Source organism: Streptococcus sp. 27098_8_134 (assembly GCF_041431675.1).
GTDB lineage: Bacteria > Bacillota > Bacilli > Lactobacillales > Streptococcaceae > Streptococcus > Streptococcus sanguinis_R.
The window spans coordinates 330,042-352,991 of sequence record NZ_JAPVYD010000002.1; the positions used below are offsets into that span (position 1 = coordinate 330,042).

Below are 22,950 nucleotides of genomic sequence, written 5' to 3' on the forward strand. Positions count from 1 at the left end.
AAAAATTATTGAAAAAGTTGTTTTCCCTGTTTCATTTTAATTTCAATTGTCTTATTTATCTAAAAGTATAGGAAATTTCCCGAATCTGTGGTATAATAAATGGCAATACCTTGAAAGAGCTTTATTTTAAACATGAAAAAAATTGTAATACATGGTGGTCGCCCCTTAAAAGGAGAGGTGACTATTAATGGTGCTAAAAACAGTGTTGTTGCCTTGATTCCGGCTGTGATTCTGGCGGATGATATTGTAACGTTGGATGGCGTTCCGGATATTTCGGATGTGGATAGTCTGATTGATATTATGATTGCCATGGGGGCTAGTGTTACTCGCTCTGAGGACAGTCTGACAATTGATCCGCGTGGTATCCAAAATGTCCCTATGCCTTATGGAAAAATCAACAGTCTAAGAGCCTCCTATTATTTCTATGGCAGCTTGCTTGGTCGCTATGGGGAAGCGACGGTAGGTCTGCCTGGTGGCTGTGACTTGGGGCCGCGTCCTATTGACTTGCATCTCAAGGCTTTTGAAGCGATGGGGGCTAAGATGACCATGGATGGCAACTACATGAACCTATCCACAGGAGGTCAGCAGCTGAAAGGCGCTAGCATTTATATGGATACGGTCAGCGTGGGCGCTACCATCAACACGATGTTGGCTGCTGTCAAGGCCAAAGGTCGAACCATTATTGAAAATGCAGCGCGGGAGCCAGAAATCATCGATGTGGCAACTCTCTTGAATAATATGGGAGCACATATCCGTGGAGCAGGAACTGATATTATTACGATTGAGGGGGTTCCACACCTTCATGGAACTCGTCATCAAGTAATTCCAGACCGTATCGAGGCAGGAACTTATATCGCTCTTGCTGCAGCTATTGGTCAGGGAATTCAGATTAATAATGTCCTTTATGAGCATTTGGAGAGTTTTATTGCCAAGCTTGAGGAAATGGGTGTTCGGATGACGGTTTCTGAAGACAGCATTTTTGTCGAAGAGCAGCAAACTCTGAGAGCTATAAACATTAAGACTTCCCCTTATCCAGGCTTTGCAACTGACCTACAACAGCCGATTACCCCGCTCTTACTGACGGCTAATGGCCACGGTAAAATCACGGACACCATCTATGAGAAGCGGGTTAACCATGTGGCGGAGCTGGCTAAGATGGCAGGCAAGATTTCGACCAGCAGCGACCAGATTGTCTACGAGGGGCCAAATCAACTGCAGGGAGCTCAGGTCAAGGCGACCGATTTACGAGCAGGAGCTGCCTTGGTTATTGCAGGTTTGATGGCTCAAGGAAAGACAGAGATTACTAATATCGAGTTTATCCTGCGTGGCTATTCTAATATTATTGAAAAATTAACAAGTCTGGGTGCAGATATCCAGTTGATAGAAGAATAAGCGTTTTTCGCTTATTTTTTGTAGAGGTAGCAGATGAATTTATGGACACATTTAGCAGCCTGCTCATTTATTGAGACGGAGCATGCTTTTTTGCGACCCGTTGTATTTGAAGATGCAGGAGCCCTATATAAGATTGCGTCCAATCCGGAAAATACTCAATTCATTTTTCCGACAGAAGCAAGCCTAGAGGAAAGTGAATACGTCATTGCCAATTTCTTTATGAAAAATCCTCTGGGGATTTGGGCTATTTGTCACAAGGAAACGCAGGAAATGATTGGATCTGTCAAGTTTGAAAAGATGGATGAGATCAAGAAAGAAGCTGAGTTAGGCTATTTTCTGCGGCAAGATTACTGGGGACAAGGGCTGATGACAGAAATTGTTCGAGAGATTACTTTTCTATCTTTTACCCGCTTTGAATTCAAGCGCCTCAGTATTATCACTCATGCAGAGAACCTAGCTAGTCAAAAGGTCGCTCAAAAATCTGGCTTCAGCCTCTACCGGCAGTTTAAAGGGAGCGATCGGTACACGAGGAAGATGAGAGATTATCTGGAGTACCGTTATGAGAGAGGAGATTTTAATGAGTAAGCATCAGGAAATTTTAACCTATCTTGAAAATCTTCCAATCGGTAAGAGGGTCAGTGTCCGCAGTATCTCAAACTATCTAGGAGTCAGCGATGGAACGGCTTATCGAGCGATCAAGGAAGCGGAGAACCGCGGTATTGTTGAGACCAGGCCTCGGAGTGGTACGGTTCGGGTCAAGTCCAAGAAAGTTGTCTTGGAGCATCTGACCTATAAGGAAATCGTTGATATTACTGGCTCAGAAGTATTGGCTGGAGAAGATGGTCTAGAAAAAGAGTTCAATAAATTTTCTATCGGAGCCATGACGGAGCAGAATATCCTACGCTATCTGACAGAGGGCGGTCTTTTGATTGTCGGAGACCGGACGAAAATCCAGCTTTTGGCCCTGGAAAATGAGAATGCGGTGCTGGTAACCGGAGGCTTTGAAGTCAGCTCGGAAGTTCTGAAGATGGCTAATCTGCTCAATATACCGGTTCTCAGGACCAAGCACGATACCTACACCGTCGCAACTATGATTAATCGTGCCCTGTCCAATATGCAGATCAAGACCGATATTTTAACAGTGGAGCAGGTCTATCGCTCTAGCCACGAGTACGGCTTCTTGCATGATACTGATACTGTTCGTGACTATCTAGACTTAGTTCGTCGCAATCGCGCCAGCCGGTTTCCGGTTATCAACCAACAGCAGATGCTGGTGGGAGTAGTAACCATGCGGGATGCAGGGGATAAGTCTCCTCTGACAACCTTGGACAAGGTCATGACGAAAAACGTCTTTATGACTGGTCTATCTGCCAATATTGCCAATATCAGTCAGCGCATGATTGCAGAAGATTTTGAAATGATACCAGTGGTTCGTAGCAATCAGACCTTGCTAGGTGTAATTACGCGTCGGGATATTATGGAAAAAATGAGCCGTTCTCAGATTTCCAGCTTGCCGACTTTCAGTGAGCAGGTAGGACAGAAGATTAGTCGTCAGGATGATTTGTTTTCCTTTACCGTTGAGCCTTTTATGCTGGAGCAAAATGGTGTGCTGGCCAACGGTGTGCTGACAGAAATTTTGACTCGGATTGCCCAGCAGCTCATGGTCAACAGCGGCCGCAGCTTGATTATCGATCAACTGATGATTTATTTCTTTCAGGCGGTCCAGATTGATGACCTGCTGCATATCCAGCCGCGCATTATCCGTCAGACTAGGCGGACAGCTATTATTGACTTTGAGATGTATCTGGAAGCGATGCTGGTTGCCAAAGCGACGATTACAGTGAAAATTAATTAAGAAGAGGAATTTAGAGAAAGAATGATTACTTTAAAATCACAGCGTGAAATTGACTTGATGGACAAGAGTGGAGATTTTCTGGCTTCGGTCCATATTGGTTTGAGAGACTTGATTAAGCCAGGCATTGACATGTGGGACATCGAAGAGTATGTTCGCAAGCGTTGTAAAGAAGACAATGCGCTGCCTCTGCAGATTGGTGTTGAAGGCTCTATCATGGACTATCCTTATGCGACTTGCTGCTCTCTTAATGACGAAGTGGCTCATGCCTTTCCTCGTCATCAGAAGCTGGTAGAAGGTGATGTCATCAGCGTTGATATGGTGGTTGGCTTGGTCGATAAGGCAGAGCTGGATGTGTCAAAGCTAGATTTTGATAATGTAGCGCAGATGAAGCAGCACACAGAGAGCTTCCGGGGCGGTGTGGCAGACTCTTGCTGGACCTATGCAGTAGGGAAGATTAGACCAGAGGCTCAGCAGCTGATGGATGTGACCAAGGAATGTCTCTATCGTGGAATTGCGGCTGCCAAGGTTGGCAATCGCATCGGCGACATTGGCGCAGCAATTCAGGAATATGCTGAAAGTCATGGCTATGGCGTTGTGCGTGATTTGGTGGGGCACGGTGTCGGCCCAACCATGCATGAGGAGCCTATGGTGCCGCATTACGGTCGAGCAGGACGCGGCTTGCGCTTGCGTGAGGGGATGGTTCTGACTATTGAGCCCATGATCAATACGGGTACCTGGGAAATTGATACGGACTTTGAGACCGGCTGGGCACATAAAACGCTGGATGGCGGTCTGTCCTGTCAGTATGAGCATCAGTTTGTCATTACAAAAGATGGCCCTGTCATTCTGACCAGCCAGGGAGAAGAAGGGACTTATTAGAAATCAAAGGCTGGGCATTTGCCTCAGCTTTTTTTGAAGGAGAAGAGAGTGAAGAAATTATTTAGTAAGGTTCGCAAAAATCAGTTGTTAAGAGAATTTTTCCGTTTTTATAAAGAGGCAGATAGTGAGCTGAGCAGCGTTGCAGTTGCTTATTATTGGCTGATTTCCGTTTTTCCTTTGCTCTTGATTGTCGTCAATATTCTGCCTTATTTCCATATTCCAATTGCGGATTTTCTGACAGCCATCAAGGACATGCTGCCGGAGACTTTATATGATGTTGTAGCAAAAGTCATGCGTGAAGTGCTGACCCAGCCTTCCACTGGTCTGCTGAGCTTCTCAGTCTTGTCGGCTCTTTGGACTTTTTCCAAGTCCATGAATTTCCTACAGATTGCCTTTAACAAAGCCTATGGGGTAGCCAAGAGCCGGGGGCTGATTTCTCATCGCGTCATGAGTCTATTTGTGAGTCTTGGTCTGCAGATTCTCTTTGCCTTGGCCCTCTTTCTGACTATGTTCGGCCATATGTCGCTGGATTTCCTCCGTACTTACTGGAAGCTAGATAGCCAACTCTATCAGCACTTGCAGAATTTTACCGAGCCATTGATTTACGCCTTACTCTTTTCGGTTTTGGTCATGTTCTATTATTTCCTGCCTAATGTGAAAATCAACAAAAAACGCTATGTTCTGCCTGGCAGCGCCTTTGTGCTCTTGATCATTCTAGCTTTACTTAATATCTTTTCCGTTTACATGGACAATTACTTAAATCACCTGGTTGATGTTCGTTTTTTCAGCTCCATCATTATGGTTGTGATGATGTTTTGGTTTATCATGATTGCTAAAATTTTGATTGTTGGCGCAGTGCTCAATGCCAGTATCCAGAGCTGCTGTGAGTCAGGTTTTCAAGTTGAAAGCACTGGACGCTTTACTTTCAAAAAGAAAGAGCAGGATGAAGAAGAGGACTGATGTAGTTTTAGAGTGAAAAAGGACAAATAAGTATGAAAAGTAAAAAACTAACTAAATGGAAGAGTATTGTGGTCGCTCTAGTCTTGATTCTAGGGGCTGCAACGTATTTTATTTGGAGCAAGGAAGAGGCAAAGAAGTTCCAAGAAAAGTACGGGCAGTTTACGTATTTTTCTCCTGAATATGAACCTGTTTATAGCTTTCTTGAAAACGATAAGGCTATTGCTTATAACTGGAACGTTGTAAATTCTGAAGAACAGGAAAATATGAAAAAAGCAAAATCATATATAGTAGATCCTGATTATGATGTTATAAGAGAGTTTGACTCTGGATATTTCGTCAATAGTTACATGAAGCTCAAAGCTAATCCAAATCTATTGAATAAAGATGAATTTAATCGAAATATTCCTCAAAAAGGGGAATATTGGAAGTTGGCAGTCTACAAATTCCAGAATAAAAAATTAAAAAAGAGAGAATTTGATGTTTTTGAGATGGTACGTAACTACGACTCTGATTTGATTCCGATAAAAATACGTTCAGATATTATAGCGGACTCAAACACTCAAAAGTATTATGCAGTAATCTATTTAAGACAGAAGTCAACTGATAAAAAAAAGGCATATTGTATTAATCTAGATGAAGGGAGAATTGTTTCAGATAAGGGAATCAATCCATATAGAAAACTTCCTAATGGTTTTACAATCTTCACTAATTTTGATGAACGTATGGAAAAAAGAGGTGTTGCACTTCATATAACATGGATGTCTCTGGAAAGTTCTTATTCAGAAAAACAATTTGAGAATTCACTTCTATCAAGTAAATATCCCCAAGTGTATAAGATTATGCATGAAAAAGATGCTCGTGTTACTTTCTTAAATAGAGAAACCGATGTTGAGCTAGTAAAAAACGTAACCGAACTCTTCTTTCCGCCTGGAACGAATGTATTTGAGAACGTGACTATCCCAGCTAAATATTCAATAGATGGACAGGAGCATGTCATTAATTCGGCGGAAGAATTGCAAAAATACTACAAGGAAGATGAAAACTAGAAAAAGACATTTTTGCCAAATTTAAAGAGGATTTTCCTCTTTTCATTTTTTAGTGTTTTTATTGCATTTGCAATAAAATGTGATATAATATGTTTAAATAAAATTTTAAAGGAGGGGATATGTCAGTATTGCGGGAAATTGGGATTATAGCCCGAGCTTTGGATTCCATTGCTAATATTGAGTTCCGCGACATAGAGCTGGCGCGGGGGCAATATCTTTATCTGGTTCGAATCGCGGAGAATCCAGGGATCATTCAAGAGGAGCTGTCGGAGCTTCTCAAGGTGGATCGCTCAACGGTTGCCCGTTCTGTTAAGAAGCTAGAGGCCAAGGGCTTGGTGCAGCAGAAGGCAGCCAAGGACAACAAGAAGAACAAGGAATGGTTTGTGACGGAAAAAGGAGAAAAACTTTATCCTTTTATCCTAGCTGAAAATGACTATTCTGAAGAGACGTCCTTGCAGGGCTTTTCTCAGGCGGAAGTTCAAGCCTTGGAGGAAATGCTGGTCCGAGTGCGTGAAAACATCACAGGTAACTGGGAAGCCGTCAAAAAAGGACAAAAAAGAAACTATTAAGATTAAAGAGGTGCATCATGAAAGTTACAGTTGAAAATGAATTTTGGCAAGTATTTCCGGAAGGTCAGATTAGTATTTTAGTGGTCAAGGGGCTGGATAATAGTGTGGATGAAAGTAAGGACCCATATTTCAAATCCCTGCTGGATAAGGGAGCGAAACGAGCTGAGGACTTTATCTTAGATGAGAACTTCACTCAAAATGAAGTCATTCAGGAGTGGCGGCAGGCTTTCAGCAAATTCAAGACCAAGAAAGGAGCACGATCCTCTATCGAAGCCCTGCTCAAGCGGGTTAGTCAGGGGCGGGAATTTCATCCAATCAATCCTTTGGTCGATATCTACAACAATGTCTCGCTGTCTTATGCGGTTCCATGTGGCGGTGAGGATTTGGATAAGATTGTCGGAGGTCTTCATCTAGGAAAAGCCAAGGGTGGCGAAGCTTTTTTCCCGTTGGGAGCTGAGAGTGACGCGCCGGCTCTGCCAGAAGAAATCATCTACTATGATGAAGAGGGGGCTGTCTGCCGTTGCCTTAACTGGCGAGAAGCCCAGCGAACTATGCTGACAGAAGCGACCAAGGATGCCATCTTGGTTATCGAGGCCATCAACGAAGAGCAGGCCGTGCGTGCTCAAGCAGCTATGATAGAGCTTCAGACTCTGATTGAGGACTATTCTGGTGTCAAAGGTGAAATCACCCATCTGACGCTTGATAATCCAAGCTTGGAAATCTGAGACTAAAAAAATCTGGATCAGAATTATCTGGTCCAGATTTGATATTTTGAGGTTGAAGCACCATAGCCAATTAGTTTTTCTTGTTTTCAAAGATAAAGACCTTACTGAAAACATAGTTGAGAACAATAATAAGTACTTGAGAAAAAAGTGACTCGATAGAGTTGATAAGATTGCGGTTATTGTTGACAAATTGCCCGATAATATTAGGATAAGTATCCACTAATAATTTTGCAAGAATGATGTCTAGCAAAAGAGTGCCAGAACGCGCCAGAGCAAATTTAAAAAGTCGCTTTTGCCAACCTTTGCGTTGCTGCTTAAAGACAATGGTATCATTTGTGATAAAGGCAAAAAGAACTGCTGTGATATTAGCAGTAATGGTGGCAAATAATGTTTGTCCCGTAAGAGCGAAAATAAGGAGACGAGTAGTCATATAAACAAGTGTTGCTGCCGCACCAAAGAAGAGATAGGACAGAACCTCATTGTCAAAGAATTTTTTGATTAAAGTTTTCATAAAGATAGTCTATCATATTTCTAGGATTTATGCTATACTAGTTGGGTTGCCAAATCTGTGGGGGAATCATCTAATGATGCTCCTCTCATGTGACGCAACCCTTGGCGCTTAGCTTCTTTCGCCAAGCATATTACACGCGGTAAAGCCGCTAAAGGAGAAAACATGAAACAAGAAAAACTGACAGTTCGTGATTTGGCTCAGATTGCCATTGTTGCTGCTATTTATGTAGCTCTTACGATTACTCCGCCTTTAAATGCCATTAGCTATGGTGCATACCAGTTCAGAATTTCTGAAATGATGAACTTTATGGCCTTTTATAATCGTAAGTATATCATGGGTGTGACCATTGGCTGTATGATTGCCAATCTCTATAGTTTTGGAATCGTTGATGTCTTTGTTGGCGGTGGGTCCACTTTGGTCTTCCTGTCACTGGGTGTCTATCTTTTCAGTAGCTATAAGAATCAATATCTGATTAAAGGCTTGATTCGTTTGGATCACTTCTATTTTGCAGTATTCTTTTCTGTTTCGATGGTGACCATCGCTGCAGAGTTACACCTCTTGCAAGGTCTGCCATTCTTCCTGACTTGGTTTACAACAGCCATTGGAGAATTTGCTTCCTTGATTGCTGGAGCTATCCTTATTAACCAGATTGCGAAAAGGATTGATTTGACAAAATAAAACAGCTGAGAGCGGAATTTCCGCTCTTTTTATGTCCTTTTGCTTTTTAGGAAGAATTCGGAACAAATAGAGGAAGATTTTGTGTATTTGTGATAAAATAGAAGTATGAAAGAAAGAATGTCAGAATTAGTAAAGTTGCTCAACCGATATGCCCATGAGTATTATACGGCAGACAGGCCAAGTGTATCGGATAGCGAGTATGACAGACTCTATCGTGAGTTAGTGGAGTTAGAAGAAAAGTACTCAACCGATATCCTGCCTGACAGTCCGACACATCGGGTGGGAGGGAAGATTTTAGAAGGATTTGAAAAATATCCACACCAGTATCCTCTCTTTAGTTTGCAGGATGCTTTTTCACGTGAAGAATTACTAGCCTTTGACCAGAGGATTCGCAAGGAATTTCCTCAGGTCTCTTATCTTTGTGAGCTCAAGATTGACGGGCTCTCTATTTCTCTGACCTATGAAAAAGGAATCTTGGTAGCAGGAGCGACTCGGGGGGATGGTTCTGTTGGTGAAAACATTACTGAAAATCTCAAGCGGGTCAAGGATATTCCACTGACTTTGAAAGAACCGCTGGACATTACGGTTCGCGGAGAGTGCTATATGCCCAAGGCATCCTTTGATGCGGTCAATCAGCTGCGACAGGAAAATGGTGAGCCTGAGTTTGCCAATCCACGTAATGCAGCAGCGGGAACCTTGCGCCAGCTGGACACAGCAGTTGTGGCCAAGCGCAATCTAGCAACCTTCCTATACCAAGAAGCCAGTCCTACTCAGGTTGGCAGCCAAGAAGCCGTCTTAAACAAGCTGGCAGATTTGGACTTCTCAGTCAATCCTACACATATTCTGGCGGATTCTATCGAAGCAGTTTGGGAGTTTATCGAAAAGATTGCTCAGGAGCGGGACAGTCTGGCTTATGAGATTGACGGTATTGTCATCAAGGTTAATGACTTGGCGGTGCAAGAGGAGCTTGGCTTTACTGTCAAGGCACCCAAGTGGGCCATCGCCTATAAATTTCCAGCTGAGGAAAAGGAAGCCCAGCTTCTGTCTGTTGACTGGACAGTGGGGCGGACGGGAGTTGTGACTCCGACAGCCAATCTGACGCCGGTGCAGCTAGCGGGAACGACTGTCAGCCGAGCAACTTTGCACAATGTGGACTATATTGCGGAGAAGGATATTCGTCAGAAAGATACCGTTATCGTCTATAAAGCGGGAGATATTATTCCTGCTGTCTTGCGAGTGGTTGAGTCCAAGCGTGTCTCAGAGGAGCCTCTGGAAATACCAAGTCACTGTCCGAGCTGTGAGAGTGAGCTAGTGCACTTTGAAGATGAAGTCGCTCTGCGCTGCATCAATCCGCTCTGCCCAGCTCAGATCAAGGAGGGCTTGATTCACTTTGCCAGCCGGGATGCCATGAATATTACTGGCCTTGGTCCAGCAGTGGTAGAGAAGCTCTTTGCTCAAAATCTAGTCAAGGATGTGGCTGGAATCTATCGGCTGACGGTAGAAAATTTACTAGAACTAGAGAACTTTAAGGAAAAATCAGCAAATAAATTGTATACTGCTATTCAAGCTTCCAAGGAGAACTCGGCTGAACGCCTCTTGTTTGGCTTGGGAATTCGCCATGTGGGAAGCAAGGCCAGTCGAATTTTGCTGGAGAAATTCCATGATATTCCTAAGCTGTCTCAGGCCAGCCAAGAAGAGATTGCGGCTATTGACAGTCTTGGAACTGTGATTGCCCAAAGCCTGCATACCTATTTTGAGCAGGAAGGCTCTCAGATTCTTTTGGCGGAGCTGCAGGAAGAAGGTGTGAATCTAGACTATCTGGGGCAAAAGGCAGTGGCTGATGCAGCCCTATCAGGTATGACGGTTGTCTTGACTGGTAAATTACAAAAATTGACACGCAATCAAGCTAAAGAAAAATTGCAGAGTCTAGGTGCTAATGTTTCCGGATCTGTTTCTAAAAAAACGGATCTGGTAGTGGCTGGCCAAGATGCCGGCAGCAAGCTGGCTAAGGCTCAGGAGTTAGGAATTGAAATTCGGGATGAAGATTGGCTTGATAGCTTATGAGGCTGAAGTATGAAGGATAAGATTAAACGAGCACGATTGATTTATAACCCGACTTCGGGACAGGAAATTATTAAGAAAAATATAGCGGAAGTTCTGGATGTTTTGGAGGATGTGGGCTATGAAACCAGCGCCTACCAAACCACTCCAGCGCCTCTTTCTGCTCAAAAAGAAGCTGAAAGAGCAGCAAAAGCAGGATTTGATTTGATTATTGCGGCAGGCGGCGACGGTACCATCAATGAGGTAGTTAATGGCGTGGCGAATCTGGATGAACGGCCTAAATTGGCCTTTATTCCAACTGGCACAACCAACGACTATGCGCGTGCTCTGAAGATTCCCATGGGAGATCCAGTAGCGGCAGCCCGCATTATTGAAAAGAACCAGACCATAAAGATGGATATTGGCCGGGCCTATGGGAACAAGTATTTTATCAATATTGCAGCGGCTGGGACTCTAACCGAGCTGACTTACAGTGTGCCAAGTGAGGTTAAGTCTCGTTTAGGCTACTTTGCTTATGTCGCAGAAGGAGCAAAAAAGCTCCCTCGCTCTAAGTTCCGCAAAGTCCGTATCAAGCACGATCACGGTGTCTTTGAAGGGAAGATTTCGCTGATGTTTGCGGCTCTGACCAACTCTATCGGTGGTTTTGAAAAGCTAGCGCCAGATACTAAATTAGACGACGGGAATTTTACCTTGATTTTGGTCAAGACAGCCAATCTCTTTGATATGCTGAGTCTGATGATGCAGGCTATCAATGGCGGTCAGCACGTTGGCGATATCAATGTAGAATACCTCAAAACAAGCAAGCTGCAGCTGGAAGTTTTAGATAAAAAAGGTTCATTTATGCTGAATTTGGATGGAGAATACGGCGGCGATACGCCTGTTGAACTGGAAGTGCTGCACGGACATTTGGAATTTTTTGCCAATATTGATGAAATCAGTCAGACAGCCCTTTCAATAGAATAATTTTAGATAAGAGATGAAAGAACATGCTAGACTATAAAGTCTTAGTCCATTACCACAATCCTACTGGAGATTATTTCTCCTATGATATGTGGCAGTGGCAAATAAACCAATGGGGAAAGGAAGCAGCCTTTTCCAAACTTGATTATTTTGGTATTCAGGGGGAATTATCATTTGAGACATGGGAGCCCTTAAATCACGCTCATGTGATTATCAAACGTTCAGACTGGTCCAGCCAGTCCTGTGACTATCATATTGATTTGTTGCCTCCTCATCTGGTGACGGAAATTTGGCTGATTGAGGGAGATGCGCAGGTTTATTATTCCCTGCAGGCTGCAACGACAAGTCACCAGTATTCACGCCGTCGGCCGCATAACTTTGATATGGCCCTGAGAACAGACTACTTTGATGAATGCTGGGGCTATCAAGGCTGGTTGGGACACCGTCAGACGGACGGCGCACATACTTTCAAAGTTTGGGCACCGACAGCTAGGAAGGTAGAACTAGTAGTCTATGAATCGGCTGACAATCAAGCTCCTGTTTATAAAATTTTCCCAATGCAAAAAGGAGACCGATATTCTCACGACCATAAGGAAAACACCATCGGTGTCTGGTCAACTGAAATAGCAGAAGACTTGACCGGCAAAACTTATCACTATCATGTTAGCTTTGAATACCGTAATTTTTATACTCGCGATCCTTATACCATTGCGACCAGTCCAGATGGCAAGCGTTCAGCGATTCTTGGAGCGGATGAGACAGAAGTAGCTGGTTTTCAAGTTCTGCAAGGCAAAGAAGCTTTCTGGCGCTTGGATAATCCCAATCAAGCAGTGATTTATGAGATGCACATTCGGGATTTGACCAAGTCGGAAACTTCTGGCGTGGATAGTCAGCTGCGCGGGACCTTCTTGGGAGCCTGTCAAAAAGGCACTACCAATCATCAAGGGCAAAAGACAGGCTTTGACTATATCAGTGATTTAGGCGTTAATGTTGTCCAACTTCAGCCCGTGTCTGATCGTCACAAGGACTATGATGAAATTGGAGAGCTAATCTACAACTGGGGCTATGACCCACAGAACTATCATGCTCCGGAGACTAGCTTTTCCAGCAATCCTGCTGACCCAGTGCAGGCTATTCGCGATTTGAAAACGATGATTCAGGCCTACCATGATGCGGGGATTTCTGTGACACTGGATGTTGTTTACAATCACATCTACTCGACCTATGATTCTGCTTTTCAAGCTACGGTACCGGATTATTACTATCGAATGAATCCTAACGGCTCTTTCCAAAATGGAACTGGAGTGGGGAGTGAGACGGCCAGCGAGCACGAGATGTTCCGCAAGTTTATGATTGACTCTCTGCTTTACTGGGTAAAGGAGTTCAATGTAGATGGCTTCCGCTTCGACCTGATGGGAATTCATGACGTAAAAACGATGAATGCCATCCGTCAAGCTATGGATGAGGTGGATCCGAGAATCCTGCTCTATGGAGAAGGCTGGGATATGGGAACGGGCTTGAGGCCAGAAGACAAGGCCAAAAAGGACAATGCTTATCAGTTGCCGCGGATTGGATTTTTCAATGATACAGAGCGGGATGCAGTCAAAGGAGCGGAAGTTTATGGCGGCATCAAGGCTGGCTTTGTCAGTGGTCAGGCGACGGAGGATATTGTCGCTAAGTCTATCCTTGGCAGCAGTGAGCTAGGCAGCTATCTCAGTCCTGATCAAGTTCTTAACTACGTGGAGGCTCACGACAATTTCAATTTACATGATTTGCTTGCGGAGCTGCATCCCGACGATGATGTTCTGACTCGCACCAAGCGGATTGAGCTGGCAACTGCCATGAACCTGCTCATGCAGGGTATGGCTTTCATGGAGGTCGGACAGGAATTTTCTCGTACTAAGCTTGTAGCTACGGGGGAAGACGGCCAAGTTCTGCATAGCGATCGCGAAAGGGCTATGAACAGCTACAATGCGCCAGATGCAGTCAATCAGGTGAATTGGGATATTTTGCAGGACCATCAAGAGAGTATTGATTTTATCAAGGACATTATTCGTCTCAAGACATCCTGCAAGGCCTTTTCTTATCAGACCTATGAAGACATTTATAAGCATGTCTTTGTCCAATCAGCAGAGCAGGGCAGTGGCTTGATTATCTTTGAAATCAAGGATGACAAGCACTATCAAGTCATTTTTAATGCCAGCGGCCTGCCTTACTATCTGCCGAATGCAGATAAGCTGCGCCTCGTAGTTGGCAATAGCCGTCATAAGAAGCCTTTCTATGTTGAAAATCTGACGGTTTCTGTTTTTGAAGTTATTCAATAAGATATTGGTACAAGAAAAGCCTTAAGTCCATTGGACTTAAGGCTTTTGCTATCTACGGATTGGCTGTGGAACTAGAGCTGGAAGAACTTGAATCTTCTTGACTGCTGTCTTCGTCGCTGCTGCTAGTTTGGAACTGCTCTGGATGCAGTGCACGATAGCTTGGCGAATTAAAGAGGTCCACAGTGGAGACATTGCCTCGCTTAGAGTAAAGACTGGTTGATTGGTCGCCTTTTTCCTTTTCAATAGCCAACAAGGCTTTCATTGAATTAAGATAAGAGTAATCTTTAGGATTGACCTTGCCTAAGTCATTTCCCTTGTAGAAGCGAATCAAGTCACCTGTTTGAATGGCATCACTCATCTTAAGCTGGGTATTGGCGGCATTGCGAATCTCATCCAGTTCTTTCTTGATGGTTTCATCTGGATTGGTAATTTCTTCACCGGTCTGGGTGTAGTAGGTTCGTCCGTTGAAGCTAGTGTATTTTGGAGTGACAAAGTTATTGCTGGAGCGGAAGGCTGTGATTTGCTGATGCTGAGATGACAGCAGGTCTTGTCCAACTTGAAGGTAGTTTTTAGAGTCAATGCCCAGTAAATGCTCCAATGTTGGCAGCATATCTACTTGACCACCGTATGTATCAATTATCTTTCCCTTGTCCATGCCAGGGACTACAACCATGTAAGGCACGCGCTGCATCATGGCATTGTCGTAGTTGGACCAAGTCTCAGAAGTCTTGCCTACAAGAGGGGCCAAGTTAGGATTGCGGGTTTGGGAAATTCCAAAATGGTCTCCGTAGAGAACGATAATAGAGTTGTCATAGAGGCCGGATTCTTTGAGATAGTCAAACAAGGCCTTGACAGAAGAATCTAGGTAGTTGGCAGTAGCAAAGTAACCGTTGATGGTTTCATCCTTGGTCTTAGCCAGCGGGAAGCCAATTTCGTCACCAATCAAGCTAGTCGTGTAAGGATAGTGGTTGGAAACCGTGATATACTTAGCATAGAAAGGCTGCTGCAGGTGTTCCAGATATTTGATGGAATCTTTCAGCATAATCTTGTCGTTCAAACCATACTGGAAGGAGTTGGTATCGTCCTGCTTGGTAAAGTATGACGCATCGAAGAAATAGTTATAACCCCATTGCTTGTAAGCTGTATTACGGTTCCAGAAGCTTCCAGTGTTTCCGTGGAAAACAGCGGAAGTGTAGCCGCCGTTTTTGGAAAGAATAAAAGGTGCAGCTTGCTGGGTATTAGTACCACCGTAGTTAACCATAAAGGATCCTTGGTTGAGACCGAAGAGCCCAGTTTCAATCATGGTTTCAGCATCAGAAGTCTTACCAGCCTTGACCTGGTTGAAGACATTAGAGAAAGCCAGAGTCGAATTGGAGTGGTAGAGGGAATTAAGGAAAGGTGTCACCTCGTACTCTTTCCCATCTGCCTGCAGCTTATAGTCAATCAGGAACTGCTGGAAGCTTTCCAGATGGACATAGATAACATTGCGGCCTTTAGCAATCCCGTAATATTCTGGATTAGGCTCCGCATAGTGGGATTGAATATATTCTGTTACTGGTTCCAAGTCTTTTTCAGAAGCTTTGGAGCGCTCACGATTGGCGGTATATGTCTGGTTAGCACTGTAACCTAGAAAGGCTGGCAAGCCCAGAGCCCGAACGACATAATAGTTGGAAAATCCACGTGACAAGAGCTCAGGCCGGTCAATTTCAGCCAAGAATAAGTTGGCAGAGAACAGCATGGCAGACAGGGAGGTCACAGCAAAGCTGGCGCGTTTATTGAAAGGCCGGTCATCCATTCGGATGTATTTCTTAAAGAATAAGAAAGCCAAAATCGGGAAATCAATCAGATAAAGAATATCCCAAGGGCGGAAGAGCTCAAGTGCTGCTTCCCCAAGTCCAGCTGAAACGCTGCTAGAAGCTAGCATAGTATTGACTGTAACAAAGTCACTGAACTCGCGGTAGTAAATGGAGTTAGATACCAGCCAAGCAAAGAGGAGCAGATAGATTCCGAAGGCAAGGCTGTAGAATAATTTGGTTCGTTTTACATAAAGCGCCAGTCCCAGCAGCAAGAGGCTGATAGGGAAAGGGTTGATAATAGCTAAAAATACTTGATAAAGACCTTGAATATCGAGGTTAAAATCAATCGTGTAGGCCCACATGGTTTTTATCCAATAGAGGACCAGTAAAATCAAGACAAAACCTAGTCTCGTACTCATGAAATTGAGTAAATTCTTGGTTATTTTTTTCACAAAAAGTTACTTCCTTGTCTTATTTCCTAAAAATTTTCTCCTCTAAGTATAACATAAAAAGACGGCGCAAGGAAAAATTGACCTCTTTTTGACTGAGGAAAATGTTTGAAGCAGTTAAATATTTAAGTTTTTAATGGAGAAAGCTTTCTTAGGATTATTGTATGAAGATCATTTTGCCGCAGACATTAGTGGAATAGAATCAAATATCGTTGGCCAGAAACTTGAAAAACAGCAGGAAAATATCTAAAAAAACACTCAAAAAATATTTACAAAAAACATAGGAAAACATATAATTAAGATAAGTTGATATATCAAAAGTCGTTGGCGCAGAGTTTTATTACTAGTTATTGTTATAGTATAAATGCATGCTGTCTATTTAAAGGGGAGATGATGAAGAAGGCTATGAAAATCTCGCTCATTCCAGCATATTTAGCAGATAATGGGTGAAAGTGTTGGAGAATAAATGGAAAGGAAGAAAAAGATGAAAAAACTATGTGCATTAGCAATCCTATTTCTTGCAGGAACTATATTAGCGGGGTGTTCCATCATGAAAAACGCTAAAAGACAGGAGTATGAAGAGCGATTCTCAAGAATCTCAGAGGTTTATCCGACAGCCAAGGCGGAGGATTTGTTTAAGAAGTTTCCCAAGGGGTTCAGGATTGTATATATAAGACAAGAGCTGACTAACAATAAAACATTTTTTCACGAGTTTAAACTGAGGGGTGATCATACTACCAAACAGATTATCGGAGATTACACGAAAGTAAGAATTCAACCATATAACGATGAAATAATAATGACTTCAACTGTGACTTATAGTGATAAGAATGGATTCCAAACTACAGATGGTCAAGTTCTGGATTCTAGTTTAGAGAATGTTAGATTTCTTTTTACTCAACTACCTATTGATTATCAGTATTTGAAGTCTCTAGATTTAGACGCTATTACGGAAAGTCCGGTCACAGGTGATTACAGCATCCGCTATGAGATTACGAATGAAAACATCAACAGCTACATTAATTTGCCCAAAGGAAGCAAGACATTATTAGAATTTCGGGGATATCCAAAATATGACAAACAAGATAAATATTTTTTAACATTATCGGTAGAACGGTCAGAAAAATATTATTTTAGCGAAACAGTTATAGAAGAATAGGAGTTAATAATGGGAAAAGAGTATACAAGTTACATCATGATGATACCGGCCTTGCACAAAAAATGGCTGCTTTAACGGAGAATAAACGTAAGACCGAGGCAGAATTGATTCAGCAACAGTATATTTTAGAGTATCTAACGATTAAGGCGCCTTCGACTGATCAGATTGCAAGTTTAATCGTCAGTCATATTGGACAGACAGTTAGTGCAGAAAATCCAGTAGCAAGGCTCGTCCCTAGTGATTCAGAACTGATATTTGAAGCTCAGGTATCTGATAAGGATATAACAGATATTCAAAAAGGTATGAAGGCTGTTGTTAAATTACAGGCCTATCCTTATTCAGACTATGGAACCATTCCTGCTAAAGTGACTTATATCAGCCCGACTGCTTTTCAAGTTAAAGGAAAAGGGATGGTATATATAGTCCAAGTTGCGATTGACAAGAAGCATTTGCACAAAGGAATTGACTTAGTTTCAGGTCTATCAGGAATACTTGAAATAAAAACAGATAATCGAAGTATCTTAGATTACTTCCTTGACCCTATTCGAGATGGTTTGAATGACAGTCTGAAGGAGAAATAATTTCAGATACTATTTGGAATATTACTGAATGAATGAACAACCTCTCAGAAATCTTGAAGATAGTTCTGAGAGGTTTTTTGTGGTAATATACCTCTCTGCCTTCCTTGTCTTATTTCCTAAAAATTTTCTTCTCTAAGTATAACATAATTTCTCCAGTTAAGGAAAATTTGAGCCGCATTTGAGATATTTTAAATCGGCGAAATTGTAATATTCCTATAAAAGCCTTATCCTCTCTATAGAGAGGTTTATAGTCGTTTTGCACTCGTTTGTGAAATCTTTTATTAACTCAAATGTAAAATATGTTTTGAGAATTTTCACAATCTTTGGTATAATATAATTTATGAATAAACTTACTGTTACTCAACAGGCAGAAGAAAAACTGAGAAAGGGCATTCTTTTATTAGATAAAAAGGATTTTGGTGCTCTTTCGCTTCAGAATCAATGCGTGGAGCTGCAAAACCGTCAGGGAAAGTTCTTAGGCACAGCCTATCTCTCTCCGCAGAATAAGGGAGTTGGCTGGCTGATTTCCCAGAAGAAGGTAGAGCTAAACTCGGATTTTTTTCAAGGTCTCTTTGAGCAGGCTAAGAGCAGACGTTCTGCTTATTTTCATTCGTCTGACACGACAGCCTTTCGACTCTTTAATCAAGAGGGGGATGGCTTCGGTGGCTTCACGGTGGATTTCTACAATGACTTTGCGCTTTTTTCTTGGTACAATGACTTTGTCGTTGCTATCAAGGAGCAGATTCTGACAGCCTTCGCTAAGGTTTTCCCAGAGATTCAGGGAGCTTATGAAAAGATTCGTTTCAAGGGTTTGAACTACGAATCCGCTCATCTCTACGGAGCAGAAGCTCCAGAAACCTTCACAGTCTTGGAGAACGGTGTTCGCTATCAGGTTTTTCTGAATGATGGTCTCATGACCGGTATCTTTCTGGATCAGCACGAGGTGCGTGCTAGTCTGGTAGATGGTCTGGCTGCTGGTAAAAGTTTACTCAATATGTTTTCCTATACAGCTGCTTTTTCAGTAGCAGCAGCCATGGGCGGTGCCAGTCAGACAGTATCAGTTGATTTGGCCAAGCGTAGCCGTGAGCTGTCAGAAGCTCATTTTCTGGCCAATGGTCTGACACTGGATCAGCATCGCTTTCAGGTGATGGATGTCTTTGATTATTTCAAGTACGCTAAGCGTCACGATCTAAGCTTTGATGTCATTGTGATAGATCCGCCTAGCTTTGCTAGAAATAAGAAGCGAACATTCTCAGTTGCTAAAGATTATCATCGTTTGGTTGCACAAGCTTTGGAAATCCTGAATCCTCAGGGAATCATGATTTTAAGCACCAATGCAGCCAATCTTTCCAAAAGTAAGTTTAAACAAGAAATTGAAAAAGGTCTTGCCGGCAGAAAGCACCGCTATCTTGCGGAGTATGGCCTGCCAGCAGACTTTGTCTATAATAAAAAAGACGGGAGCAGTAATTACCTCAAGGTATTTACAATAAAGGTGGACCAATGAAATTAGTCGTTTCTGTAATGCCCAAGAGTTTAGAAGAAGCTCAAGAAATTGATGTATCACGCTACGAAGAAGCGGATATTATTGAATGGCGGGCAGATTTTCTGGCCAAGGATGACATTTTAAATGTTGCGCCAGCTATTTTTGAAAAATTTGCCGGACGTGAGTTGATTTTCACGCTACGGACCCGTCAGGAAGGCGGAGAAATTGAACTGTCCGATGATGAATACGTAGCTCTTATCAAGGAAGTGGCCGGTTTTTACCAGCCGGATTATATCGACTTTGAATATTTCTCTCACAAGGGAAAATTTGAAGAAATGCTAGAGTTTCCTAATCTGGTGTTGAGCTACCACAACTTCGAGGAAACACCGGAAAATATGATGGAAATCCTGTCTGAGCTGACTTCTCTGACCCCTAAGGTGGTCAAGGTTTCTGTCATGGCTCACAATGAGCAGGATGTGCTGGACTTGATGAACTATACTCGCGGTTTTAAGACTTTAAACCCTGAGCAGGATTTTGTTACTATTTCCATGGGAAAAGTCGGCAAGATTTCTCGCATTGCGGCTGATTTGACAGGTTCCAGCTGGTCATTTGCCAGTCAGGATATGGCGTCAGCACCCGGTCAGATTTCTCTGAGCAATATGAAGAAAATTCAGGAGATTTTGAATGAGAATTAATGGCCACACCCGCATGGCTGCTGTGGTTGCCAAGCCAATTAAGCACAGTATTTCTCCTCTTATTCACAATATGGCTTTTGAAAAGACTGGTGTCAATGGTGTCTATCTAGCTTGGGAAGTAGAAGTGAAGGATCTGCAGGCCAGTATAGAAAATATCCGCAGATACGATATGTTTGGTGTCAATCTTTCCATGCCCTACAAGCAGGAAGTGATCCCTTATCTGGACGAGCTGGATGTCAGCGCTCGCCTTATCGGAGCAGTCAATACGGTTGTGAATAAAAATGGAATTTTAGTTGGTTATAATACAGATGGCAAGGGATTTTTTAAGAGCTTGCCTTCTTTTGCTATTCGGGGCAAAAAAATGACGATTTTGGGGGCAGGTGGAGCAGCGACAGCGATTATTGCCCAAGCAGCTTTGGACAATGCAGAGGAAATTTTTGTTTTCACTCGACAGTCTTCCTATGAGAAGACTGTCAGAAAGATGGCAGCTATCAGTCGCCAAACCAAGAGTTCTATCCAGGTACTAACCTTGGAAGATGCGGATAGTTTGCAGGATACAATCAATCAATCAGACCTTCTGGTCAATGGGACTAGTCTAGGTATGGATGGCATCAGCATGCCCCTACCTGAACAGCTTGAACTACCTGACCAGATTTTAGTTGCGGATGTTATCTACCAACCTTTTGAAACGCCCTTTCTCAAATGGGCCAGAAATCAAAATGTCACAGCGGTCAATGGACTTGGTATGCTGCTCTATCAGGGAGCAGAAGCCTTTGAGCTTTGGACCGGCAAGACCATGCCCAGTCAGGAAATTTGGCAGTGTTTAGAAGAATTGTACAACAATTGAATAAGAGGAGAGCAAGATATTGAAGAAAAAAATTATGGTATTAATTATTATTCTGTTTATTATTATCTTAGGAGGATTTATTTTTATGCAACAAATAGAACATTCAAAATTAGAATCTAGAAGAGACAAGCTGATTAAGCATGCTTTCTCTCTTTTTGAAGAACAAACAGCTCTTTATATTAAGGAAAACTATGCTGGTATTAATAAAATTGAATTTTCTCCTATCTTTTTTGAAGAAGGAGGACCTAATGATTACTTATCTATTCAAGTTGTGCCAGTCATTTATGATCAAGAAGGAAATAAGGCCTATTTGGGACGTAAAGTAGGAAAAACATCTTTCCTCAGTTATGGTTTGCATTTTGGTGTTGAATTTGATTTTGGGATTGATAATGAAGAAATTATTGTTTTAGAGAATTCGAAAGCTGGTGGAGATATTGATGTATCTGACGCTAAGACTCTCCCTGAGAATGCAAAAATGTCTAAAGGATATGGAATTGATGATAATATAAGTGCATTAGTAAAAGATGGTCAGTTGAAAAATGTCGAGAAAAAGGAGGGTGGTAGTCCTCAAGTCGAAATTGTTTATAACCTAGAAATTCAGAAAGGAAATTATCGGAAATGGCGTTGACAGATGAAGAAATTCAACAAGTTATGGCAAAACGAAAAGAAATAATTGAGCAAAATGAAGATACCGTGTTCTATATAGGTACTAATGAAAATAGAAAATATTATACTATTATAGAAATAAAAAACGAAACAACTCAAGGTATTGCTTTCGTGCCTTCGGATTCAGAGGGGAAAAATTTAGATTATACACAAACTAGTGTGGTTTATTTAGGAACTCAAGTTGGATTAGAGACGGTTTGGGTTACTCCGACGGATCCAATTCTTGTTCCAAACGAATCAACTAGAAATGCCATAAAAGCCCGTGAAGCTTTGTCTCCTCAGTATAATGATATGGAGTTGTTCTATAAAAATGCAGCAGAAGAGGTTGCTAAACATAATGGAACTATTACCAATCTCTCTGCTTATAGTCAGTCTGGTGTCCCTGGGGTAAAAATAGGGGCTAAATATAAGGTTCCCCAAATAACTACTTTTGTAGATTGGGGTGGCATAGGTGCTCTAAATAGTGGCGTATTTACAAAGAGTGAACTAGAGTATATTAATAGTCATACACACTCATATAGCGATTCTGGCAAAGATTTAACCTCCTTAGACGGTGGAGGGGGAAAAATTGTGTATGGAAAGGTTTTTACAGCAGAAGGTACTCATGGTATCAATTCTCCTTGGGGAGATCATGCTCCAGAGTTTTTCCATTTGAAGGGGAACCGTTTGGATATTGACTGGTATTATAAGAAAAATATGTTTGCTACTGGTATGAGCGAAGCGCAGGTAAGAAAGATTGCTAAGGTAAAGGCTCAAAAAGCGAAAGAAACTAATTTATTGGATTGGGGGACATGGTTTGACAGTACAGATCCAGAAGTCTATGTCAAAGAATATTTGGAGAAATATGGTCCTTTTGAACCTGAGCCAGTTGATAAAGTAAAATTGAATAACAAGACCATTATGGAACTGCACAAGAAAATGGGGAGTGTTTCAGGAAGTAAGCTCATCAGTCTGCGGGAAGAATTGGTAGCCACAGTAGCTGATAATGCTCGCTTGCAAGGCAGTCTGTATCAGTCAGAAGTTGATCAGAAATTGGCACAGGCTAAAGAAAGCGCGGAAAACCATATATCTGAGGTGCATGAGGCAGCATACCAAATGGCAAAGAGTTTATCAAGTTCGGAAGTGGAAACTTTGTTGAGCGAGTTTACCTTGGAGACTTGTTGGGATGCTGGTTTGGAAACTGGGACACTTGAGCAGTCGGCTAGCTATGCAAGAAAATTATCTGAGATTGCTGAGGTGTTGGAAGCTGCGTCTGGTAAAATAGTGGCTCTGGATAAGGAACAGGCTGCTTTGTTTGGTTTATCAAAATGATAG

At 42.4% G+C, this 22,950-nt stretch carries 21 protein-coding genes and 1 riboswitch; of the genes, 19 read left to right on the forward strand and 2 right to left on the reverse strand.

Annotation, left to right across the window (positions count from 1 at the left end; translation table 11 throughout):
- The first annotated feature begins 132 nt into the window (after window positions 1–132).
- The 8 genes from O3620_RS06130 (at window position 133) to O3620_RS06165 (ending at window position 7,426) form a co-directional block, all read left to right on the forward strand.
- Window positions 133–1,392: a UDP-N-acetylglucosamine 1-carboxyvinyltransferase gene (locus O3620_RS06130; protein WP_002918752.1), complete on the forward strand. Its 1,260-nt coding sequence runs from the start codon at window positions 133–135 to the stop codon at window positions 1,390–1,392.
- A gap of 33 nt (window positions 1,393–1,425) precedes the next feature.
- On the forward strand, window positions 1,426–1,977 hold the full coding sequence (locus tag O3620_RS06135; RefSeq protein ID WP_002918753.1) for a GNAT family N-acetyltransferase: 552 nt from the start codon (window positions 1,426–1,428) through the stop codon (window positions 1,975–1,977).
- Entirely contained in the window at window positions 1,970–3,247 is a 1,278-nt protein-coding gene (gene spxR / locus O3620_RS06140; RefSeq protein ID WP_032909696.1) for a CBS-HotDog domain-containing transcription factor SpxR, read from the forward strand. The genes O3620_RS06135 and spxR overlap by 8 nt, the downstream gene beginning before the upstream one ends.
- 21 nt (window positions 3,248–3,268) lie before the next feature.
- Complete coding sequence (locus O3620_RS06145; RefSeq protein ID WP_002918754.1) at window positions 3,269–4,126, forward strand: methionyl aminopeptidase; 858 nt, start codon at window positions 3,269–3,271, stop codon at window positions 4,124–4,126.
- Window positions 4,127–4,159: 33 nt separating this feature from the next.
- Entirely contained in the window at window positions 4,160–5,086 is a 927-nt protein-coding gene (locus O3620_RS06150; protein WP_032913085.1) for a YihY/virulence factor BrkB family protein, read from the forward strand.
- 32 nt (window positions 5,087–5,118) lie between these two features.
- A complete protein-coding gene (locus O3620_RS06155; protein ID WP_002918756.1) occupies window positions 5,119–6,132 on the forward strand; it encodes a hypothetical protein in 1,014 nt (337 codons plus the stop codon).
- 119 nt (window positions 6,133–6,251) lie between these two features.
- Window positions 6,252–6,701 (forward strand): MarR family winged helix-turn-helix transcriptional regulator, encoded by a 450-nt coding sequence (locus tag O3620_RS06160; protein ID WP_002918757.1) that lies wholly within the window; start codon window positions 6,252–6,254, stop codon window positions 6,699–6,701.
- A gap of 17 nt (window positions 6,702–6,718) precedes the next feature.
- Window positions 6,719–7,426: a B3/4 domain-containing protein gene (locus tag O3620_RS06165; protein ID WP_002918758.1), complete on the forward strand. Its 708-nt coding sequence runs from the start codon at window positions 6,719–6,721 to the stop codon at window positions 7,424–7,426.
- A gap of 70 nt (window positions 7,427–7,496) precedes the next feature.
- Here the strand turns inward: O3620_RS06165 and O3620_RS06170 are convergent, their stop codons facing one another.
- Window positions 7,497–7,937: a GtrA family protein gene (locus tag O3620_RS06170; RefSeq protein ID WP_002918759.1), complete on the reverse strand. Its 441-nt coding sequence runs from the start codon at window positions 7,935–7,937 to the stop codon at window positions 7,497–7,499.
- Between the two features lie 28 nt (window positions 7,938–7,965).
- A riboswitch (PreQ1 riboswitch) is annotated at window positions 7,966–8,102 on the forward strand.
- Here O3620_RS06170 and O3620_RS06175 point away from each other — a divergent pair.
- The 4 genes from O3620_RS06175 to pulA all read left to right on the forward strand — a co-directional run bounded on the left by O3620_RS06175 (window position 8,100) and on the right by pulA (window position 13,960).
- Window positions 8,100–8,615, forward strand: coding sequence for a QueT transporter family protein (locus tag O3620_RS06175; RefSeq protein ID WP_002918760.1), 516 nt, complete (start codon window positions 8,100–8,102; stop codon window positions 8,613–8,615). Its footprint overlaps the riboswitch before it by 3 nt.
- Before the next feature lie 105 nt (window positions 8,616–8,720).
- Entirely contained in the window at window positions 8,721–10,679 is a 1,959-nt protein-coding gene (ligA, locus tag O3620_RS06180) for an NAD-dependent DNA ligase LigA (protein WP_002918762.1), read from the forward strand.
- Window positions 10,680–10,688: 9 nt separating this feature from the next.
- Window positions 10,689–11,639 carry a diacylglycerol kinase family lipid kinase gene (locus tag O3620_RS06185; protein ID WP_371601540.1) on the forward strand — a complete coding sequence of 317 codons (951 nt, stop codon included), beginning with the start codon at window positions 10,689–10,691 and terminating at the stop codon, window positions 11,637–11,639.
- A 23-nt stretch (window positions 11,640–11,662) separates the two neighbouring features.
- Window positions 11,663–13,960 carry a type I pullulanase gene (pulA, locus tag O3620_RS06190; RefSeq protein WP_002918763.1) on the forward strand — a complete coding sequence of 766 codons (2,298 nt, stop codon included), beginning with the start codon at window positions 11,663–11,665 and terminating at the stop codon, window positions 13,958–13,960.
- Window positions 13,961–14,012: 52 nt separating this feature from the next.
- Here the strand turns inward: pulA and O3620_RS06195 are convergent, their stop codons facing one another.
- On the reverse strand, window positions 14,013–16,208 hold the full coding sequence (locus O3620_RS06195) for an LTA synthase family protein (RefSeq protein WP_002918764.1): 2,196 nt from the start codon (window positions 16,206–16,208) through the stop codon (window positions 14,013–14,015).
- A 463-nt stretch (window positions 16,209–16,671) separates the two neighbouring features.
- On the opposite strand from O3620_RS06195, the gene O3620_RS06200 reads away from it, so the two are divergent.
- From O3620_RS06200 to O3620_RS06230, 7 genes are all read left to right on the forward strand, one after another.
- Window positions 16,672–17,364, forward strand: a complete 693-nt coding sequence (locus tag O3620_RS06200; protein WP_002918765.1) for a Csa1 family protein — start codon at window positions 16,672–16,674, stop codon at window positions 17,362–17,364.
- Between the two features lie 62 nt (window positions 17,365–17,426).
- Complete coding sequence (locus O3620_RS06205; RefSeq protein ID WP_002918766.1) at window positions 17,427–17,945, forward strand: HlyD family efflux transporter periplasmic adaptor subunit; 519 nt, start codon at window positions 17,427–17,429, stop codon at window positions 17,943–17,945.
- A gap of 340 nt (window positions 17,946–18,285) precedes the next feature.
- Window positions 18,286–19,449 (forward strand): class I SAM-dependent rRNA methyltransferase, encoded by a 1,164-nt coding sequence (locus O3620_RS06210; RefSeq protein ID WP_002900028.1) that lies wholly within the window; start codon window positions 18,286–18,288, stop codon window positions 19,447–19,449.
- Entirely contained in the window at window positions 19,446–20,123 is a 678-nt protein-coding gene (gene aroD / locus O3620_RS06215; RefSeq protein ID WP_002900029.1) for a type I 3-dehydroquinate dehydratase, read from the forward strand. Before O3620_RS06210 ends, aroD begins: the two co-directional genes overlap by 4 nt.
- The gene (locus O3620_RS06220; RefSeq protein WP_002900031.1) at window positions 20,113–20,970 is read left to right on the forward strand and encodes a shikimate dehydrogenase; all 858 of its coding nucleotides are present in this window, start codon (window positions 20,113–20,115) and stop codon (window positions 20,968–20,970) included. Before aroD ends, O3620_RS06220 begins: the two co-directional genes overlap by 11 nt.
- A gap of 19 nt (window positions 20,971–20,989) precedes the next feature.
- Entirely contained in the window at window positions 20,990–21,598 is a 609-nt protein-coding gene (locus O3620_RS06225; protein WP_002900034.1) for a hypothetical protein, read from the forward strand.
- A complete protein-coding gene (locus O3620_RS06230; protein WP_002900035.1) occupies window positions 21,589–22,947 on the forward strand; it encodes a hypothetical protein in 1,359 nt (452 codons plus the stop codon). Before O3620_RS06225 ends, O3620_RS06230 begins: the two co-directional genes overlap by 10 nt.
- Window positions 22,948–22,950: the final 3 nt, after the last annotated feature.